We start from the raw sequence: 17,166 nt of genomic DNA on the forward strand, positions 1-17,166 counted from the left end.
GCGGCCCGAAACACGCTCGTCAGACGGCGAGATTTGAATCAGGAACGACTATGAAAATCCAGCAGAAACTCACGCCCTTCGTCTGGTACCAGAGCGGCGCCGAAGTTGCGGTGGCGCACTACCTGAAGGTGTTCGGCGCCGACAAGGGCCGCGTCATCCACACGCAGCGCTGGGGCGAGAACTCTCCCGGCGCGGCCGGCACCGTCATGGTGGTGCAGTTCGAACTGCTCGGCCAGCAGATGACGGCCTTCAACGGCGGCTCGCACTTCAAACTCAACGAGGCGTTCTCGCTGATGGTCGCCTGCGAAGACCAGGCCGAGATCGACCACCTCTGGGAGCAGCTGCAGGCGGGCGGTGGCAAGCCCAAGGCATGCGGCTGGGTGGAGGACGCCTGGGGCCTGTCCTGGCAGATCATCCCCGCGGCCTGGTTCGAGATGATCCGCGACCCCGATCCGGCACGCGTGCAGCGCGTGTTCCAGTCGATCTGGTCGATGGAGAAGATCGACCTGGCCGCGCTCCAGCGCGCCTACGACGGCACCTGAAGCCGTGAACCATGCTGAACTTGCAGCCGGCGTCTGGCGCATCGAGCGCAGCCGCCTCGTGGGCGCGGCGGCCAAGATGCTGCGCGACCTCGACGAGGCAGAAGACTGTGCACAGGACGCCCTCATCGCCGCCATGGAGAACTGGCCGCGCGACGGCCAACCCAACAACCCTGCCGCCTGGCTGATGACTGCCACCCGCAACAAGGCCCTGGACCGGCTGCGCCGGCGCGCGATGCTGGAGCGCGAACACGAGCACCTCGCGGCCGACGACGAGGCCGCCGGCACCCATGTCGTGCCCGACTTCGTCGACCACCTTGACGCCGCCCGCGACCAGGCCGAAATCGGCGACGAGCAGCTGCGCCTGATCTTCATCGCCTGCCACCCGGTGCTGCCGCGCGAGGCCCAGGTCGCGTTGACGCTGCGCCTGCTCGGCGGCCTGGAGACGCCCGAGATCGCGCGCGCCTTCCTGCAGCCCGAGGCCACCGTGGCGCAGCGCATCGTGCGCGCCAAGAAGGCGCTCAACGGCCAGGCCTACGAGCTGCCGAGTGCCGGCGAGCGCGAGCAGCGCCTGGGCGCCGTGCTGGCGGTCGTCTATCTGATCTTCAACGAGGGCCACAGCGCCGGCAGCGGCGCCAGCCTGCTGCGGCCGGCCCTGTGCGACGAAGCCCTGCGCCTGGTGCGCCAGCTGCAGCACCTGCTGCCTCAAGATGCCGAAGTGCACGGTCTGGCCGCGCTGCTGGAGATCCAGGCCTCGCGCCTGCCCGCGCGCATGGACGCCCAGGGCCGCCCGGTGCTGCTGCCCGACCAGGACCGGCGCCGTTGGGACCCGCTGCTGATCCGCCGCGGCCTGGCGGCGCTGGAGCGCGCGCTGAGCCTGGGCGAGCCGGGGCCCTACACGCTGCAAGCGACGATCGCCGCCTGCCACGCCCGCGCCGCACGCGCCGAGGACACCGACTGGCACGCCATCGTCGGCGGTTATGACCGCCTGCTGGCCCTCAATCCTTCGCCCGTCATCGCCCTGAACCGTGCCGTGGCCGTCAGCTTCGCCGACGGGCCGGCCGCTGCACTGCCGCTGCTGGAGCAGCTCGCTGCCGAGCCGCAGCTCAAGCGATACCCTTTCCTGGCCGGCGCCCAGGCCGATGTGCTCGAACGACTGGGCCGCGCCGTCGAAGCGCGCGAGGCCTATCTGCGGGCCGCGGAGCTGACAGACAACGAGATGCAGCGCGAGCTGCTGACCACACGCGCCAGGCGACTGGCGAATTGACATGACCATCACCATCACTGCTTTTGACCGCTCGCCTGATGGCGGCAAGGGACTGGCGCGCGACACCCGCGTGCGCTGGGCGCTCGAGGAGGTCGGCCTGCCCTACGAGGTGCGCCTCGTGCCCATGCCCGCGATGAAGCAGGCCGCGCACCTGGCGCTGCATCCCTTCGGCCAGATTCCCACCTACGAGGAAGGCGAGCTGACGCTGTTCGAGACCGGGTCCATCGTGCTGCACATCGCCGAGCGCGGGCCGGGTCTGTTCCCCGCCGACGCCAACGCCAGGGCGCGTGCCATCACGTGGATGTTCGCTGCGCTCAACTCGGTCGAGCCGCCCATCCTGGAACTCGTCATCGTCAAGTTCGCAGAAGGCGACAAGCCCTGGAAGGACGAGCGCCAGCCTCTGGTCGAGAACCGCGTGCGCGCGCGGCTGACCCAGCTGGCAGACCGCCTGGGTGATGCCGACTGGCTGGACGGCGATTTCAGCGCTGGCGACCTGCTGATGGTGTCGGTGCTGCTGCGGGCCCGGCCATCCGGCCTGCTCGATGAGTTCCCCAGCCTGGCTGCCTACGTCGCCCGCGGCGAGGCGCGGCCCGCCTACCAGCGCGCCTTCGCGGCACAACTGGCCGTCAACACGCGCCCAGCCTAGGCCTGGGCCGGCCTGTGGCGAGCCCGGCGGGCGGGGTTACTTTCGCCGAATGAACTTGACGGCGACCAGTACGCCCAGGGCCAGCGCCACCAGGGGCCAGCTGCCGGGCTCCGGCGTCGGGCAGGGCGGCGTGCCCGGCTGGCCGCAATTGGCCTGGGCCTGAGCCAGGGCGGGCAGCAAAGCCATGCCGGCCACGGCCGCGCGGCTCATCAGGGTGGACAGGGTGTTCATCGTTGTCTCCTTGCCCGGAATCCCTCCGGTATGAAGAGCTTGGGCGGCGCGTGGGCCGCTTTCAACCGGGCTTGTCCTGCAAACGGGCGGCAGACCCCGCAGATCCGGGGGGCCTTCTCCTTCGCTTGACGACTCGGCCGCTCCTCAGAGGTCGCCGCTGCTGAAGCGCGTATCAGGCAACTGCAGCAGGCTGCGCAACTGCAGCCGTGTCGACGGCCAGGCCGTCAGCGGCGGATTGACGGAGTCGAGGTGGGCCTCGCGTGCGGCGCCCAGGCCCTGGCGGTGGGCCAGCTCGACGAAGGCCTGGGTGGCGTCGCGCGGCAGGGCTTGGGCGAACAAAAAGCCCTGGCCCAGACTACAGCCCAGCTCGGTCAGCACCTGGTGCTGCTCGGCGGTCTCGATGCCCTCGGCCACCGTGTGCAGGCCCAGGGCCTCGGCAAGGTCGTGGATGGCCGCGACGATGGCGCGTGCCGTCGGGCCGGCCCGCGGGTGGTCGAGATCGGCGATGAAGGCGCGGTCGATCTTGAGCTGGTCCAGCGGCAGGCGGCGCAGATAGGCCAGCGACGAGAAGCCGGTGCCGAAGTCGTCCAGCGCAGTGCGCACACCCAGCGCGCGCAGCCGCGTCAACAGGTCGATGGCGTGTTGGCTGTCCTTCAGCAGGGCCGATTCGGTCAGTTCGATCTCCAGGCGGTCGGCGGGCAGGCGGCTGCGCTCCAGAGCCTCGAGCACATGCTGCTCGATGGGGCTGCGTTCGAACTGCAGGGCCGACACGTTGACGGCCACGCGCAGCTCGCCCGGCCAGCGCGCAGCGTCCCGGCAGGCGATGAGCAGGGCCCAGGCGCCGATGGCGATGATCAGGCCGCTGTCTTCGGCCAACGGGATGAAGACGGCCGGCGGCACCAGGCCGCGCACGGGGTGGCGCCAGCGCATCAGCGCCTCGAAGCCGCGCAGCTTGCCCGTGGCCAGCTCGATCTGCGGCTGGTAGTGCATCTCCAGCTGACCCGCGTCCAGTGCCAGGCGCAGGTCAGCCAGCAGCGCCAGGCGGTCCTGGGCGGCCTGCTGCAGGGCCGGCTCGTAGAGCACGAGGCGGTCGCGCCCGGCGGCCTTGGCGGCGAACAGGGCCAGGTCGGCAGCGCGCAGCAGCGGGTCTACCGCCTGCGCATGGCGCGGTGCGCAGGCCGCGCCGATGCTGACGCGCACGTCGATTTCGTTGCCGTCGATGGCAACCGGCACGCGCAGGGCCGAGCGCAATTGCTTACCCAGGCGCTGCATGGCTTCGGGGCTGAGCTCGCCGCGCAGCAGCACGGCGAATTCGTCAGCGCCCAGCCGCGCGACCAGGTCGCCGTTGCCGCGCCGCGCTGCCAGGCTGTCGCGCAGCCGTTCACCCACGGCGGCAAGCAGGTGGTCGCCGGCAGCGTGGCCCAGGCTGTCGTTGACCTGCTTGAAGCAGTCCAGGTCCAGCAGCAGCACGGTGCACGGCGAGATGGGCCCGCCGCCGCCGAGATACAGGGCCAGGCGGCGGTGGAACTGGTGGCGGTTGGCTAGGCCGGTGACGGTGTCCTGGTCGGTCAGGCGCAACAGCTCGCGTTCGCGCTCGCGCACCTCGCTGATGTCACTGCCCACGCCGCGCCAGCCGCCGTCGCCTTCCAGGCGCCGCCCGCTGAGCGTCCACCAGACATCCTGGCCGCCAACCCGCAGATGCAGCGCATGATCGCCCAGCGGTTCGGTCGCCAGCAGCGCGTCGCCCAGCCGGTCTAGGCGCTGCTGCGCGTCGGTGTCATTGGCCGGCAGGTGTCGGGCCAGCACGGCCAGCAGCGGCTGGCCGATCAGCTCCTGTGCCTGCTGACGCAGGCTTTCGGCCATGCGCTGCGAGACATGGCGCAGCCGGCCGTCGCGGCCCAGTTCCCACAGCCAGTCGCTGGCGTGATGTTCGAAGTCGCGCAGCAGCAGCGACACGGTCAGGCGGTCACGGGCGGCCTCGTGCTGGGCGTGGCGGCCCCGCAGGAAGAGGCGGGCGTTCAGCAACGCTGCCATGCACAGCGCGATGGCGTACAGCGGCAGCAGCGGCAGCAGGCCGTTCATCCAGGGCAGGGGCAGCAGCGCGATGCCGATGGCCAGCGTGCCGCAGGCGCCCAGCACCCAGCCGATGGCCACGGCAGGCAGCAGCGCGAACATCCAAGCCGCCGCGGCAATGGCGCCGGCCGCGGTAGCCACCAGCGGCGCCTGCAGACCGGGCTCGGCCTGCTGGGCGACTTGCAGCAGCAGCACCGCGTCCAGCACGCCGCCGGCAAAAAGGTCCAGCGCCAGCAGCAGGCCGGCACGGATGCCGCGCGGCGGCGCGTCGGGCGGGCGGTGGTGGCGCTCATGCCGCCACAGCGCGAAGTTGAAGCCGTTGAGCGCCACCAGCGCCATCAGCGTGGGCGCGATGGGCAGCAGGTCGATGCGCCCTTTCAGCGCCACCAGCAGCAGCGCGATGGCGATGGCCGTGGCCACGACCGAGGCCGGCAACTGGTCGACGACGGCGCGCCACTGGTCGCCCCGCAGCCTTGCCGCCTCTTCCGGATCGCCCGGCACCTCCCAGGCGGCGTGGATCAGCCGCTTGAATCCCGCCAGCGGCCGCCCGGCAGGCAGTGCAAAAGGGGGCAGTGGCTCGGCCATGGCCGGGCCATCCTAGGCGGGCCCCGGCCGGCGTGGGTGTGACGCAATGCCCAATCCGCCGCAAATCAGCGCGGCGCAAGCTTCACGGGGCAGGCTCAGCGCTGGGCCGTGTTCTCGCGCAGCATGCGCTGCATCAGCGTGAAGAAGCGGTCGTAGAACTCGCCCGCGGGAATGGTCTCGGAGGCCACCTTGACGAGGGAGTCATCGCTCGATGACAGCGGCACCGAGATCGAGCCCAGTGCGCTGACGCCGAGGCTGGCGGCCTGGTTGCTTTTCTTCAGCGCGTAGCGGTCCTGCTGGGCGCTGACATAGGCCGTCGCAATCTGCTGCTTGGGGCCATCGCCCACGCAGACAACGTTGAAGCCGATCTCCACATGCACATCGCCCGCAGGCTGGAAGTGCTTGGCACCGCGCACGACGCCACTTTCCGCCTTGCTGATCACATAGCCCTGGCTGAGCAGGGCGCGCCGGGCGGCCTCACAGGTGTCGTCGACATTGGCATCGAACAGCCGCGAGAAGGTCTCCTCGGCGGCGAAGCTCTCACCCTGGTAGACCGACTTCTGGGACTTGTCCGACCTCGATGGCAGGCCACCGCAGCCCGCCAGCAGCGTGAGGAGCAGGACGGCAGACAGGGTCAGGGAGCAGAGGCGATGCATGGGGCGATTATTCCGTCCGCGAAAGGGCGCTTTGTTACCGGGCGGGCGCCAGGCCCCGCGCGCAACGCCGCCGGACCGGGATCCGATGACAGGGACATTCAGGGGAAGGTGCGGCATTCAGCGTGCCCATCAGCCGGCCCACCGGAACGCGAAGCGGCAAGGTTGCCATGGTCGGCGCAGGCAGACGGCAATGTAAGCGCAGGCTCACAACGCGAAGCTCGCCCATGCCCATCCGGACGGCATTGACCGTCGATCTGGTTTTGCTTCACATGCGGCCGTTGACGGCGAAGATGCTCCCCATGAAGCGCCGTACCTTTGCATTTGTCGCACTGCTGCCAGCTCTGGCCTGCGGCGCTGAAGAGACCGCCGAGTCCGCGTTCGGCGGTCATGGCATGGCCGTGTTCGGCGGCCGTGAGGGCCTGTATGCCTCGCACCTGCCGATGTTCCACACACCGCATGACAGCCAGGTGCTGCTGCGCTTTCACCTCGCCGATGCGGCGGCCGACAAGTCGCTGCGCGAGACGCTGGCCCGCCAGCCGAGCTTGTGGACCTTCGACCCCGAGGCCTTCGACCTGCTGCGCTTCACGCCGGGCCACGCCATGCCGCTGCGCGAATTCAAGGCGCGTTTCTTCGCGGGCCACTTCGAGCGTGGCGGCAAGCCACAGCCGGCCGAGCAGCGCGTCGTCGTCGATGAGGTGATGTTGTTTCGGCGGCTGAGCCCCGCTCAACGCGAGGCATCGACCGGGCGCTATCGGCTGATCGGCAAAGGCAGCGAGTGGTTCGCGCTCAAGACCATCGACCGCCGCCCGGACTTCGACCACATCGTGCGCCTGAAGGCGCCTCAGGTCCGCGGCGAGGTCGATGTGCCGCTGCAGGGCGTCGCCAGCCCCGGCGCCACGGTCCAGCGTGCCTTCAAGGCCAAGGGTTTGACGGAGATCTACTTCGAGACCGACGACCTGCGTTGAGGCGTCTCTCCTTGAGGATTGGGGGCGTTCAAAGGCCTGCTCAGGAACGGCGAGTTCGCCAACGCAAACCGCCAGGGTCGGTCGGCCGCCCGCGTGATGCCGATGCGTACGCCGCATGCGACCTCTGCGGGCGCGGTGGGCGCAAGCCATTCAAACGGCGGCGCATCCAGGCGCCTGCCGTCGTGCGACCCGTCGATGCCAAGCGCCGCGCTCACCCGGCCCGGGCCCGAAGCCAGCAGGCGCAAGCACGCGGTGTGCCGGCGCTCCTGCATCTGCGCGATGCCATAGGTCGGTTGCAGGGCCCGGATCAACACGGCTGCACCCTGGCCCGTGCCGCGGCAGACGACGTTCAGGCACCAGTGCAGGCCATAGCTCAGATAGACATAGGCATGGCCCGCGGGACCGAACATGCTGCGGTTGCGGGCGGTGGGCCCGCGAAAGCCGTGCGACGCGGGGTCGTCGACGTCGTAGGCCTCGGTTTCCACGATGACGCCGCCGACGCCATCGACCAGCAGCGTCCAGCCGATGAGCTGGCGGGCAAGGGCCATGGGGGCGGTGTCGAAGTCGGGTGTCATCACGCAGGTCTGGGCAAGGGGCATGCGCGGCCTTGTCGGCATGCACCTACATGGCAAGAGGCTGGGCGCCGGCCCGGGCAGTTTCGCCGCTGACAACAATGGTTGTCGCCATGACTCGCGTGACTTCTCACACTGCCGAGCCTGCCACCAGCTGGTGGGCATTGGCGAAAGAATCGGTGTCGGCCTGGATCGACGACTACGCACCCAGCATGGGCGCGGCACTGTCCTACTACACGGTGTTCTCACTGGCGCCGCTGCTGGTCATCGTCGTGTCGGTGGCCGGGTTGGTGTTCGGCGAGGAGGCCGTTCGCGGCGAGCTCTTCGGCCAGGTTGCCGGTCTGATGGGGGCGGAGGCCGCCAAGGGCATCCAGACCCTGCTGGCCGCTGCCAGCAAACCCAGCACGGGGGCCTTGGGCACCGTCGTCGGTGCCGGGGTGCTGCTGATCGGCGCCACCACGGTGTTCGGCGAACTGCAGGACGCGCTGGACCGCATCTGGCAGGCTCCGGCGCGGGCAAAAACCAGCGGTTGGTGGGCGCTCGTGCGCGCACGGCTGCTGTCCTTCGGCATGGTGCTGGGCCTGGCCTTCCTGCTGGTCGTGTCCCTGGTGGTCAGCGCTGCCATCGCGGCGCTGGGCAAATGGTGGGGCGGCTGGTTCGGTGGCTGGGAAGTCCTGGCCCAGGCCCTGAACGTCGTCGTCGGTTTTGTCTTGACCACGGCCGTGTTTGCGCTGATCTACAAGGTCATGCCGCGGGTCAAGGTCGGCTGGGGCGACGTCTGGATCGGCGCCGCGGTCACCGCGCTGCTCTTCAGCGTGGGGCGCTTCCTGATCGGCCTGTACATCGGCAAGACCGGCGTGGCCAGCGGCTTTGGCGCGGCCGGCTCGGTCGCCGTGGTGTTCGTGTGGGTCTACTACTCGGCGCAGATCTTCCTGGTGGGCGCCGAATTCACCTGGGTCTACGCACGCCGCCTCGGTTCATGGCGGGGCAGGCCGGAGGTGGACCGCCGGGCGCCAGCGTGAAGGCATCATGGGGACTTCAGATCTCCAAGGTCGAACGGACAGTCATCGGGTGTCTCAGATGTATTTGTAGGAATGATTAGGCGGCAGCGGCTGCGATTCACGCGGGCTCGGTGGCCGGCGCTGGTTCTTGACCCTGATCGGTTGGCATGACGCGGACTCGGCTGGGTTCTGCAAGTGCCTTGAGCTGATCCAAACCGCTTGCGCCTGGCAACGCCGGGCACAGGTCAGCGAGCCCGTGACGGGCCTGCCGCAACGCGGCGTCGATGGCCGCGCCGACGTACTGGGTTTGCCCCTCAACTTCCAGGCGGCGAAGCTCGCTCAAGCTGGCGTTTTCATCGCGGCGCAGCAGGTCAAGCTCAGCGTTCTTGCGAGCTGACTGCCTCTGCAGGTAGGCGTCCAGCGTCTGTGTCGGCGCACCTGTCCAGAATCGCAGCCAAGCCCGTGCCTCAGCCGCCGCAGCAACAAAGCCTTGGCGCAGCGCTGGGTCGTCCAGGTGGGGCTGCAAAGCCGCATCCATGGCAATAGGCTCAGCCTTTGCCTTCGCAAAGTTTGAGGCAAGCGCGTTGTTCTGCTTGATGATGAGGTTGACTGCTGCAACCGCGTCTCTGATGCCTTCTTCAAGTCCGTCGGCCAATGGCGTAGGAACCATGGCCGTTGGTCCCGTCACGGAGCAGTGACGACTCATTTGAGTTGCTGGCAAGCTACGTCCTCCTCTCTGATCTACGCATCCTGCATGCCAGGCGTTCGCAACTTTGGCATTTGTGTTGACCGAACGTCGAGGCGTCGGTTCGAAACATTGACCTCCAGTTCGACACTTTGTTATCAACTACCTCCCACAACAGGCCTCTCGATGGACAACCCCAGCGTCACCCTGATCCAGCGTCAGGGCTATCAGTTCGAACACCATTACGCACCGGAGATTGCCGTGCTGCTGTCGGACGAGCCGGCGCCTTTCGGCACCGGGCTGGGGCCCGACCCGGTCGAGCTGCTGGCCTCGGCCATCGGCAATTGCCTCTCCGCGTCGCTGTGGTTTGCCTGCCAAAAGTACAAGGACGACCCGTCGCCGCTGCGCACCGAGGTCAAGGCGACCGTCGGCAGGAACGAGCGCGGCCGCAACCGCGTGCAGGGGCTGGCGGTTGACCTGCACTTGGGTAAGCCGGCGGCGGAGCTTGCGCATATCCAGCGCGTGCTCGACACCTTCGAGGATTTCTGCACCGTCACGCAAAGCGTGGCGCCCGCGATCCCAGTGACGCTGCGAGTGCTGGACAGCACCGGAGCTGTTCTGAAGCCGGCCGCGGTCGTCTGATCTTTTGCGGGCCGAGCGCCGGGCCGTCGCGCTGGCCAGCCCGCGTTGGCGACGCGATTCAGCTCAAGCGGGCATTTCCAGGCCGAGTTCCTTCAGGATCGCCTCGCGCAGCGCATCCATTTCCGGGCTGATCAATCGCCTCGGGTGCGGCATGTCCAGCTCGAAGCGGGCCTGGATGCGCGTGGGCCGCGGCGACAGCACGAGGATGCGGTCGGCCATGTAGAGGGCCTCGTCGACGTCGTGGGTGATGAGCAGCACCGTGTGCTTTTCTTCGGCCAGAATGCGCAGCAGCTCGTTGCGCATGCGCAGGTTCATCAGCGCATCCAGCGCCGAGAAAGGTTCGTCCAGATAGAGGATCTCGGGCTTGACGATGAAGGCCCGCGCCAGCTCCACGCGCTTGAGCATGCCGCCCGACAGCTCGTGCGGATAGGCGCCCTCGAAGCCCTTGAGCCCGACCATGGCGGCGTAGTGGTCGGCCAGCTTGACGCGCTCGGCATCGACGCCATGCTCCTGGCCGGTCAAGCCGAACATCAGGTTCTGCTGCACCGTCAGCCAGGGGAAGACCGAGCCGTATTGCGAGATGACGATGCCCTGCGGGCTGGGGCCGGGATGGGGCTGGCCGTCGATCAGCAGCGAGCCGCCGTCGGTCTTTTCGAAGCCCGCGAGGATGTTCATCAACGTCGACTTGCCGCAGCCGGACGGGCCGACGATGGCGACGAACTCGCCCTCGGCGACGTCGAAGTCCACGCCCTGGATGACGGGCAGCTGGCCGCCCTTGGCGGACTTGAAGCTCTTCGTCAGGCCATTGACAGCGATCTTGGGAGTCTTGTTATCGGACATAGCGCCAACGGACAGTCTTGAGTTTTTCGAGCAGGCGGGTCGCGCCGTCCAGCATCAGGCCGATGACGCCGATGAGGATCATGCTGGCGATGACGAGGTCATAGCGGTTGCCGGCATTGCGCGAATCCATGATGAGATAGCCCAGGCCCGAGCGCAGCGCGATCATCTCGGCCGCCACGACGACCAGCCACGCCACGCCGATGCCGATGCGCATGCCGATGATGATTTCCGGCAGCACGGCCGGGATGACGACGCGGCGGAACATCACCGCGCGCGACACGCCGAAGTTGGTGGCCGCGCGCAGGTAGCGCCGGTCGATGGTGTGCACGCCCGAGGTCGTCTGCACGATCAGCGGGAACACCGACGAGATGAAGATCAGGAAGATGGGCGAGATGTCGCCGACGCCGAACCACAGGATGGCCAGCGGGATCCAGGCGATCGGCGAGATCGGCCGCAGCATCTGGAAGATCGGGTTGAAGGTGCGGTAGGCCGCGTCCACCCAGCCCATCCACAGGCCGAGCGGGATGCCAACGAGCATGGCCAGGCCGAAGCCGATGCCCACGCGCATCAGCGACGCGGTGATGTGCTCCCACAGCGTGCCGTCCTGGGCCAGCTCCAGCGTGCCGGTGACGACGGCCCAGGGTGTCGGGAAGATGGGGCTCTCGGTGTAGACGACGATGCCCCACCAGGCCGCGATGACCAGGGCAATGACCGCCAGCGGCGGCAGGATTCGATTCAGGCGCAGGTTCACCGCCCCTCCTTCCAGTGGTTCTTCATGAGGCGTTGCCAGCGCCATTGCAATGCTGGCCAGCCGCGCGCTGGCGTTGGCGCGACGACGACGGCCATCTGGCCGCTGGCATGTGCGCTGCACGCGAAGCTATAGATCGATGCGACCTCGAAGGGCAGGCGAAAACTCTGCCCCGGCATGATGAGCACGGGGCCGAACTGCTGCGGCACCTCGTCGCGGTTGCGCAGCAGCAGCACGTCGTTCAGGCCGAGGGTCAGGTCAATGCGCTCCGGCAGGATCTCGACCTTGTCACCGGCCATGCGGCGCGCATAGGTGCCGGGCGGGATCTCGAACAGCTCGTCGCGCGTGGCCAGCTCGATGGGTGCCAGCGCCGCCCAGGCCACCAGGGCTACCGGCAGCGTGACCGGCAGGAGCCAGAGCCAGCGCTTTCTCACTTCGAAGCCAAGAGCAGCTTGAGGTCGTGCACGAAGTCCTTGGCCTCATGGCCGTAGGGCATCATGGCCCGCAGCTTGCCGGCGCGGTCGATCAGCCAGACCGACGTGGAGTGGTTCATGCCGTAGGCATTGGGCTGCGCAGAAGCGATCTTCTCGGCGACCACGCCGTAGCGCTTGCGCATCGCGGCCAGCTTGTCCGGTGCCTCGGTGCCACCGATGAAGGTCGGGTCGAAGGCGGCCAGGTATTGGCGGATGCGCGGGATGTCGTCGCGCGCCGGATCCACCGTCACGTAGACGACCTGCACATCCGCGGCGTCTGCGCCGAGCTGCTTGCGCGTTTGTGCAAGCGTGGCCAGCGTCGTCGGGCAGACCTCGGGACAGTGGGTGAAGCCGAACACCAGCAGCACCAGCTTGCCCTTGAAGCGCGCGAGGTTGAGGTCGGCGCCATCGCTGCCCTTGAGCGCGAACTCGGGCGCTGCCTGGGCGGGCTCGAAGACGCCGGCCTTCAGCGTCGGCGCAGCCTGCGCCGTCAAAGGCAGCGCGGCCCATAACAGGGCGCGGCGTTTCATATCGGGATGGGCGCGGCCTTGGCCGCCTTGACGAAGCTGTCGTCCACGTATTTCTCGTAGGCCACCGGGGCCTTGAGCGTGCCGGCCTCGATGGACAGCTGCATCAGGTCGTCGAACTCGGCGCGGATCATGCGCAGGTCGCCATAGGTCACGCGGTCCGTCGGGTTCTCCATCACGAAGCGCAGGATGTTGGGGTCCTGGTTGAAGAACTTGCGGCCGGCGGCGATCTGGATGGCCTTCTCGCGGTTGGCGGCCTGCAGGTCCAGCCAGTTGCCAGCGCCCTGCACGTGGTTCACCAGGTCCTGCACCAGCGGCCGGCTTTCCTTGATCAGTTCCTCGCGCACCGTCAGCACGCAGCAGATGTAGTTGCGCCACTCGTCGCGCGTCATGCGCAGCGGCCGCGCATAGCCGGCGCGCTGGGCCGAGGCACCGAAGGGTTCGCCGGTGCAATACGCGTCCACTGCCTTGGCGTACAGCGCCGCCGGCATGTCGGGCGGCGGCATCTCGATGATCTGGATGTCCTTGGGCGTCATGCCCTCCTGGGCCAACATCTTGCGCAGGAACAGGAAATCCACCGCGAAGCGGCTGGGGATGGCGATGCGCTTGCCGCTCAAGTCCTTGAACTTCTTGTAGGGCGAATCGGTGCGCACCATGATGACGGCGCCCGAGCGGTGGCCCAGCGAGACGATCTTGACGGGGATCTTCTTGTCCGCCAGGTCCATGACCAGCGGCGCCAGCATGTAGGCCGCCTGGATGCGGCCGGTCATCAGCGATTCCTTGATCTCGGGCCAGCCGTTGTACTTGCTGTACTCGAACTGGAAGGCGGAGCTCCCGGATGCCTTGTTGGACGCCAGGCGCGCCGAGCAGGCCACGGGCAGCGTCAAGTTGCAGGTGACGGGCAGGCCACCGACGATCAACGGGCCGGAGGCGGCCGCCACGGGCGGGCTCAGCGTCGGCAGCGCCGACGCCAGCGCGCCGCGCAGCAATTGCCGGCGATCGAGGCCGGCGCGGAGGATTTCAGGCAATTCGTGAGTCATGTCCAGGGCGCATGACTTTGCCAACTTCTAGGGGGCTGTCCATGCGGGATGACCGAATTGTGCCTACGTACCTACTTTGAAACTGCACCGCCGCCAGGCCTTGCGGCGGCTGGCGGCGGTTGGCAGGGAGGGCCGGTGCTGGATTACGGGTAAAGCCCACGCTCCTCACGCGCCTGCAGCACCCGGGTGCAGGCCACCGTGAAGGCGGCGGTGCGCAGCGTGATCTTGTGCAGCTCGCTGGTTTCCCAGATGTGCTTGAAGGCGCCGATCATGATCTTGTCCAGGCGGACATTGATCTCGTCCTCGGTCCAGAAGAAGGACGAGAAGTCCTGCACCCACTCGAAGTAGGACACCGTCACGCCACCGGCGTTGGCGATCACGTCGGGCACGACAACGATGCCGCGGTCGGCCAGCACGGCCTCGCCGTCGGGCGTGGTCGGGCCGTTGGCGCCTTCCAGCACCAGGCGGGTGCGGATGCGCTGGGCGCGCTCAGCGGTGATCTGGCCTTCCAGCGCGGCCGGGATCAGCACGTCGCTCTGCACGTCCCAGAAGTTCTCGTCGGCGATCTTGTCGGCACCGGCGAAGCCCGCCACGCCCTTGTACGCGGCCACATGGTCGAGCAGGCTCTGCATGTCAAAGCCGTTCTCGTTCAGGATGGTGCCGGTGTGGTCCTGCACGCAGACGACCTTCGCGCCGTTGGCGGCAAACAGCTTGGCGGCAATGGAGCCGACGTTGCCGAAGCCCTGCACGGCGATGCGGGCGCCTTCCAGCGGCTGGCCCAGGCGGCGCATCGCTTCGCGGCCAACGACGAACACACCGCGGCCGGTGGCGGCCACGCGGCCGAGCGAGCCACCCAGCTCGATGGGCTTGCCGGTGACGACGCCGGTCGCCGTGGCGCCGGTGTTCATCGAGTAGGTGTCCATCATCCAGGCCATGATCTGGCCGTTGGTGTTGACGTCCGGTGCCGGGATGTCCTGCTGCGGGCCGATGATGATGCCGATCTCGCTGGTGTAGCGGCGCGTCATCTTTTCCAGCTCCTTGAGGCTGAGCAGCTTGGGGTCGACGCGGATGCCGCCCTTGGCGCCGCCATAGGGCAGGTTCACCGCGGCGTTCTTGATCGTCATCCAGGCCGATAGGGCCATCACTTCTTCCAGCGTCACGTCGGGGTGGTAGCGCACGCCGCCCTTGCCCGGGCCGCGCGTCAGGCTGTGCTGCACGCGGTAGCCCTCGAAGTGGGCGATGCTGCCGTTGTCCATCTCGATGGGGATGTCGACGATCAGGGCGCGCTTGGGACGGCGCAGCGTCTCGACCCAGCGGGCCAAGCTGCCGAGATAGGGCTCGACCGCATCGATCTGCGACAGATAGGTTCCCCACGGACTGTTTCGCGTCGGCGAAACAAAGGACAGGTTGGGCATGAAACGCTCCGTAACTTTGAGTGGGGCGAACGGTAGCGCGAAGCTCCGGTCCCTCGGCAGAGCTTGTCTAGCCAAGTCCGTATGCGCTCATGCATGCAATGCATGGCATCGGTTTCGGGTGCCGGATTTCACACTTGGCGGGTCGCGGCGGTGGGCGCGCGGCCGCCCGCATACCATCGCCCGGTGACCTCCCTCGACCTCGCCCTGCTCTACCTCGTGGCCGCCGTGATGGGCGTGGTCGCCTGTCGCCTGCTGAAGCTGCCGCCCATGCTGGGCTATCTGGCCGTCGGCGTGCTGATCGGGCCGAACGCGCTGGCCTTTGCCCATGATTCAGCCAGCATCCAGTACCTGGCCGAGTTCGGCGTCGTCTTCCTGATGTTTGCCATCGGGCTGGAATTCAACCTGCCCAAGCTGCGCGCGCTGAAGACGGCCGTCTTCGGCATCGGCATGGCTCAAGTGGCGCTGACCATTGCCGGGGCCATGCTCGGCAACGCGCTGCTGATCGCCGGCTTCGCGATGCTGGGCAGCGCCTGGCAGATGGGTTGGCAGGGGGCCCTGGTGCTGGGCTCGGCGATGGCCATGAGCTCGACGGCCATCATCGTCAAGTTGATGGCCGAGCGGCTGGAGCTGGAGAGCCCGCACGGCAAGCTGGTCATGGGCGTGCTGCTGTTCCAGGATCTGGCCGTCGTGCCGCTGCTCGTGCTGATTCCGGCGCTGAACAGCACCGGCAGCGAGATGATGAGCGCGCTGGCCTGGGCCGGGCTGAAAGCCGCGGCCCTGCTGACCTTGCTGCTGTATGGCGGCCAGAAGGCGATGCGCTGGTGGTTGACGCTGGTGGCGCGGCGCAAGAGCGACGAGCTCTTCATGCTCAACCTGCTGCTGGTCACGCTCGGCCTGGCCTGGCTGACCGAGCATTTCGGGCTCAGCCTGGCCCTGGGCGCATTTGTCGCCGGCATGCTGATCTCGGAGACCGAGTACCGCCACCAGGTGGAGACCGACATCCGCCCCTTCCACGACGTGCTGCTGGGCCTGTTCTTCATCACCATTGGCATGAAGCTGGACTGGCGGCCGCTGGTAGACACGTGGTGGCTGGTCATCCTGCTCACCCTGGCGCCGGTGCTGGCCAAGTTCGCGCTGATCGCCGGCCTGGCCCGCCTGTTCAAGTCGCCACCGGGTGTCGCGCTGCGCACGGGCCTGTATCTCGCACAGGCCGGCGAGTTCGGCTTCGTGCTGCTGACGCTGGGCACCCAGCACGGCCTGGTGGCGCAGCAGTGGGTCAGCCCGGTGCTGGCCAGCATGGTGCTGTCCATGCTGGGTACGCCCATCCTCGTCATGTACAGCAACCGCATCGTCATGAAGCTGTCCAGCAGCGACTGGCTGATGCAGTCGGTGCAGCTGACGATGATCGCCAAGAAGTCCATCCAGTCCGAGGCGCACGTCATCATCTGCGGCTACGGTCGCTCGGGCCAGAACCTGGCACGGCTGCTGGAGGGAGAACACATTCCCTATATGGCCCTGGACCTCGACCCGGACCGCGTGCGCCAGGCCGCGGCGGCGGGCCAGAGCGTCGTCTTCGGTGACGCGGCCAAGGTCCAGAGCCTGATGGCCGCTGGCCTGGCTCGGGCCAGCGCCGTCGTCGTCAGCTACCACGACACGCCGTCGGCACTGAAGATCCTCGACCTCGTGCGAGCCCATGCGCCCAGGGTGCCGGTCGTCGTGCGCACCATCGACGACACCGACCTCGAGCGGCTCAAGACCGCCGGCGCCACCGAGGTCGTGCCCGAGGCCATCGAGGGCTCGCTGATGCTGGCCTCGCATGCGCTGGCATTGGTGGGCGTGCCGATGCGCCGCGTCATCCGCATCACGCGCGATGCCCGCGACAAGCGCTACGGCCTGCTGCGCGGCTATTTCCACGGCGCCGACGACGACACTGCCGACGAGCTCGACCAAGCCCGCCTGGCGTCGGTGACGCTGCCCGCTGCCAGCGTACATGCCGGCAAGTTGCTGGCCGACCTGGCCCTGCACGCCCTGGGTGTCGCCGTGGTGTCACTTCGACGCGCCAACGGCAAGGGCTTGCTCGTTGACGGCGCGACGCTGGCCAGTGGTGACACCCTGGTCATCAGCGGCAAGCCGGAGGCCCTGGCGCTGGCCGAAGAGAAGCTGCTGGGCTAGGGCCTGGCAACGGGGCGGCAATGGGCCCATTGCCGCCCCGTTGCCAGGCCCTGCCACCTGAGTGACAAGTGCCCGCGGGTCGCTGCGCC

Annotated in this window: 18 protein-coding genes; 7 read left to right on the plus strand and 11 right to left on the minus strand. The window is 68.1% G+C overall.

The annotated features are described in order from the left end of the window. The first annotated feature begins 50 nt into the window (after positions 1–50). From ASC95_RS09795 to ASC95_RS09805, 3 genes are read left to right on the plus strand one after another with little or no spacing between them, the layout of a single operon-like run. Positions 51–542 (plus strand): VOC family protein, encoded by a 492-nt coding sequence (locus tag ASC95_RS09795; protein ID WP_057297551.1) that lies wholly within the window; start codon positions 51–53, stop codon positions 540–542. Positions 543–546: 4 nt separating this feature from the next. Further along, positions 547–1,806, plus strand: coding sequence for an RNA polymerase sigma factor (locus ASC95_RS09800; RefSeq protein WP_057297552.1), 1,260 nt, complete (start codon positions 547–549; stop codon positions 1,804–1,806). Position 1,807: 1 nt separating this feature from the next. Then, positions 1,808–2,452, plus strand: a complete 645-nt coding sequence (locus tag ASC95_RS09805) for a glutathione S-transferase family protein (RefSeq protein WP_057297553.1) — start codon at positions 1,808–1,810, stop codon at positions 2,450–2,452. 36 nt (positions 2,453–2,488) lie between these two features. Here the strand turns inward: ASC95_RS09805 and ASC95_RS09810 are convergent, their stop codons facing one another. The 3 genes from ASC95_RS09810 to ASC95_RS09820 all read right to left on the minus strand — a co-directional run bounded on the left by ASC95_RS09810 (position 2,489) and on the right by ASC95_RS09820 (position 5,997). Continuing rightward, a complete protein-coding gene (locus ASC95_RS09810; protein ID WP_057297554.1) occupies positions 2,489–2,683 on the minus strand; it encodes a PEP-CTERM sorting domain-containing protein in 195 nt (64 codons plus the stop codon). A 144-nt stretch (positions 2,684–2,827) separates the two neighbouring features. Beyond that, positions 2,828–5,341 (minus strand): bifunctional diguanylate cyclase/phosphodiesterase, encoded by a 2,514-nt coding sequence (locus ASC95_RS09815; protein WP_057297555.1) that lies wholly within the window; start codon positions 5,339–5,341, stop codon positions 2,828–2,830. A gap of 95 nt (positions 5,342–5,436) precedes the next feature. Next, positions 5,437–5,997, minus strand: coding sequence for a DUF2242 domain-containing protein (locus tag ASC95_RS09820; protein WP_057297556.1), 561 nt, complete (start codon positions 5,995–5,997; stop codon positions 5,437–5,439). Positions 5,998–6,296: 299 nt separating this feature from the next. Between ASC95_RS09820 and ASC95_RS09825 the strand changes: the two genes are divergently transcribed. After that, positions 6,297–6,962 (plus strand): hypothetical protein, encoded by a 666-nt coding sequence (locus ASC95_RS09825; protein WP_157256061.1) that lies wholly within the window; start codon positions 6,297–6,299, stop codon positions 6,960–6,962. Here ASC95_RS09825 and ASC95_RS09830 read toward each other — a convergent pair. After that, positions 6,935–7,561 carry a DNA-3-methyladenine glycosylase gene (locus ASC95_RS09830; RefSeq protein WP_057297558.1) on the minus strand — a complete coding sequence of 209 codons (627 nt, stop codon included), beginning with the start codon at positions 7,559–7,561 and terminating at the stop codon, positions 6,935–6,937. The genes ASC95_RS09825 and ASC95_RS09830 overlap by 28 nt on opposite strands. Positions 7,562–7,647: 86 nt before the next feature. Between ASC95_RS09830 and ASC95_RS09835 the strand changes: the two genes are divergently transcribed. Beyond that, positions 7,648–8,556 carry a YihY/virulence factor BrkB family protein gene (locus ASC95_RS09835; protein WP_057297559.1) on the plus strand — a complete coding sequence of 303 codons (909 nt, stop codon included), beginning with the start codon at positions 7,648–7,650 and terminating at the stop codon, positions 8,554–8,556. Between the two features lie 97 nt (positions 8,557–8,653). Here ASC95_RS09835 and ASC95_RS09840 read toward each other — a convergent pair whose 3' ends face one another. Further along, positions 8,654–9,205: a hypothetical protein gene (locus ASC95_RS09840; protein WP_057297560.1), complete on the minus strand. Its 552-nt coding sequence runs from the start codon at positions 9,203–9,205 to the stop codon at positions 8,654–8,656. A 201-nt stretch (positions 9,206–9,406) separates the two neighbouring features. Between ASC95_RS09840 and ASC95_RS09845 the strand changes: the two genes are divergently transcribed. Continuing rightward, complete coding sequence (locus ASC95_RS09845) at positions 9,407–9,862, plus strand: OsmC family protein (RefSeq protein WP_057297561.1); 456 nt, start codon at positions 9,407–9,409, stop codon at positions 9,860–9,862. 63 nt (positions 9,863–9,925) lie between these two features. Here the strand turns inward: ASC95_RS09845 and ASC95_RS09850 are convergent, their stop codons facing one another. From ASC95_RS09850 to ASC95_RS09875, 6 genes are all read right to left on the minus strand, one after another. Further along, positions 9,926–10,702, minus strand: a complete 777-nt coding sequence (locus ASC95_RS09850; protein ID WP_057297562.1) for an ABC transporter ATP-binding protein — start codon at positions 10,700–10,702, stop codon at positions 9,926–9,928. Continuing rightward, on the minus strand, positions 10,692–11,453 hold the full coding sequence (locus ASC95_RS09855; RefSeq protein ID WP_235537867.1) for an ABC transporter permease: 762 nt from the start codon (positions 11,451–11,453) through the stop codon (positions 10,692–10,694). The genes ASC95_RS09850 and ASC95_RS09855 overlap by 11 nt, the downstream gene beginning before the upstream one ends. Next, positions 11,450–11,884 carry a hypothetical protein gene (locus tag ASC95_RS09860; protein WP_057297564.1) on the minus strand — a complete coding sequence of 145 codons (435 nt, stop codon included), beginning with the start codon at positions 11,882–11,884 and terminating at the stop codon, positions 11,450–11,452. Before ASC95_RS09860 ends, ASC95_RS09855 begins: the two co-directional genes overlap by 4 nt. After that, positions 11,881–12,453, minus strand: coding sequence for an SCO family protein (locus ASC95_RS09865; protein WP_057297565.1), 573 nt, complete (start codon positions 12,451–12,453; stop codon positions 11,881–11,883). Before ASC95_RS09865 ends, ASC95_RS09860 begins: the two co-directional genes overlap by 4 nt. Next, positions 12,450–13,478: an ABC transporter substrate-binding protein gene (locus ASC95_RS09870; RefSeq protein WP_235537869.1), complete on the minus strand. Its 1,029-nt coding sequence runs from the start codon at positions 13,476–13,478 to the stop codon at positions 12,450–12,452. The genes ASC95_RS09865 and ASC95_RS09870 overlap by 4 nt, the downstream gene beginning before the upstream one ends. Positions 13,479–13,633: 155 nt before the next feature. Next, positions 13,634–14,905, minus strand: coding sequence for a Glu/Leu/Phe/Val dehydrogenase (locus ASC95_RS09875; protein WP_057297566.1), 1,272 nt, complete (start codon positions 14,903–14,905; stop codon positions 13,634–13,636). A gap of 183 nt (positions 14,906–15,088) precedes the next feature. Here ASC95_RS09875 and ASC95_RS09880 point away from each other — a divergent pair, with 183 nt between their 5' ends. After that, positions 15,089–17,077 (plus strand): cation:proton antiporter, encoded by a 1,989-nt coding sequence (locus ASC95_RS09880; protein WP_057297567.1) that lies wholly within the window; start codon positions 15,089–15,091, stop codon positions 17,075–17,077. Positions 17,078–17,166: the final 89 nt, after the last annotated feature.

The sequence above is a fragment of the Pelomonas sp. Root1217 genome, assembly GCF_001425705.1.
In the GTDB taxonomy this organism is placed as follows: Bacteria; Pseudomonadota; Gammaproteobacteria; order Burkholderiales; family Burkholderiaceae_C; genus Pelomonas.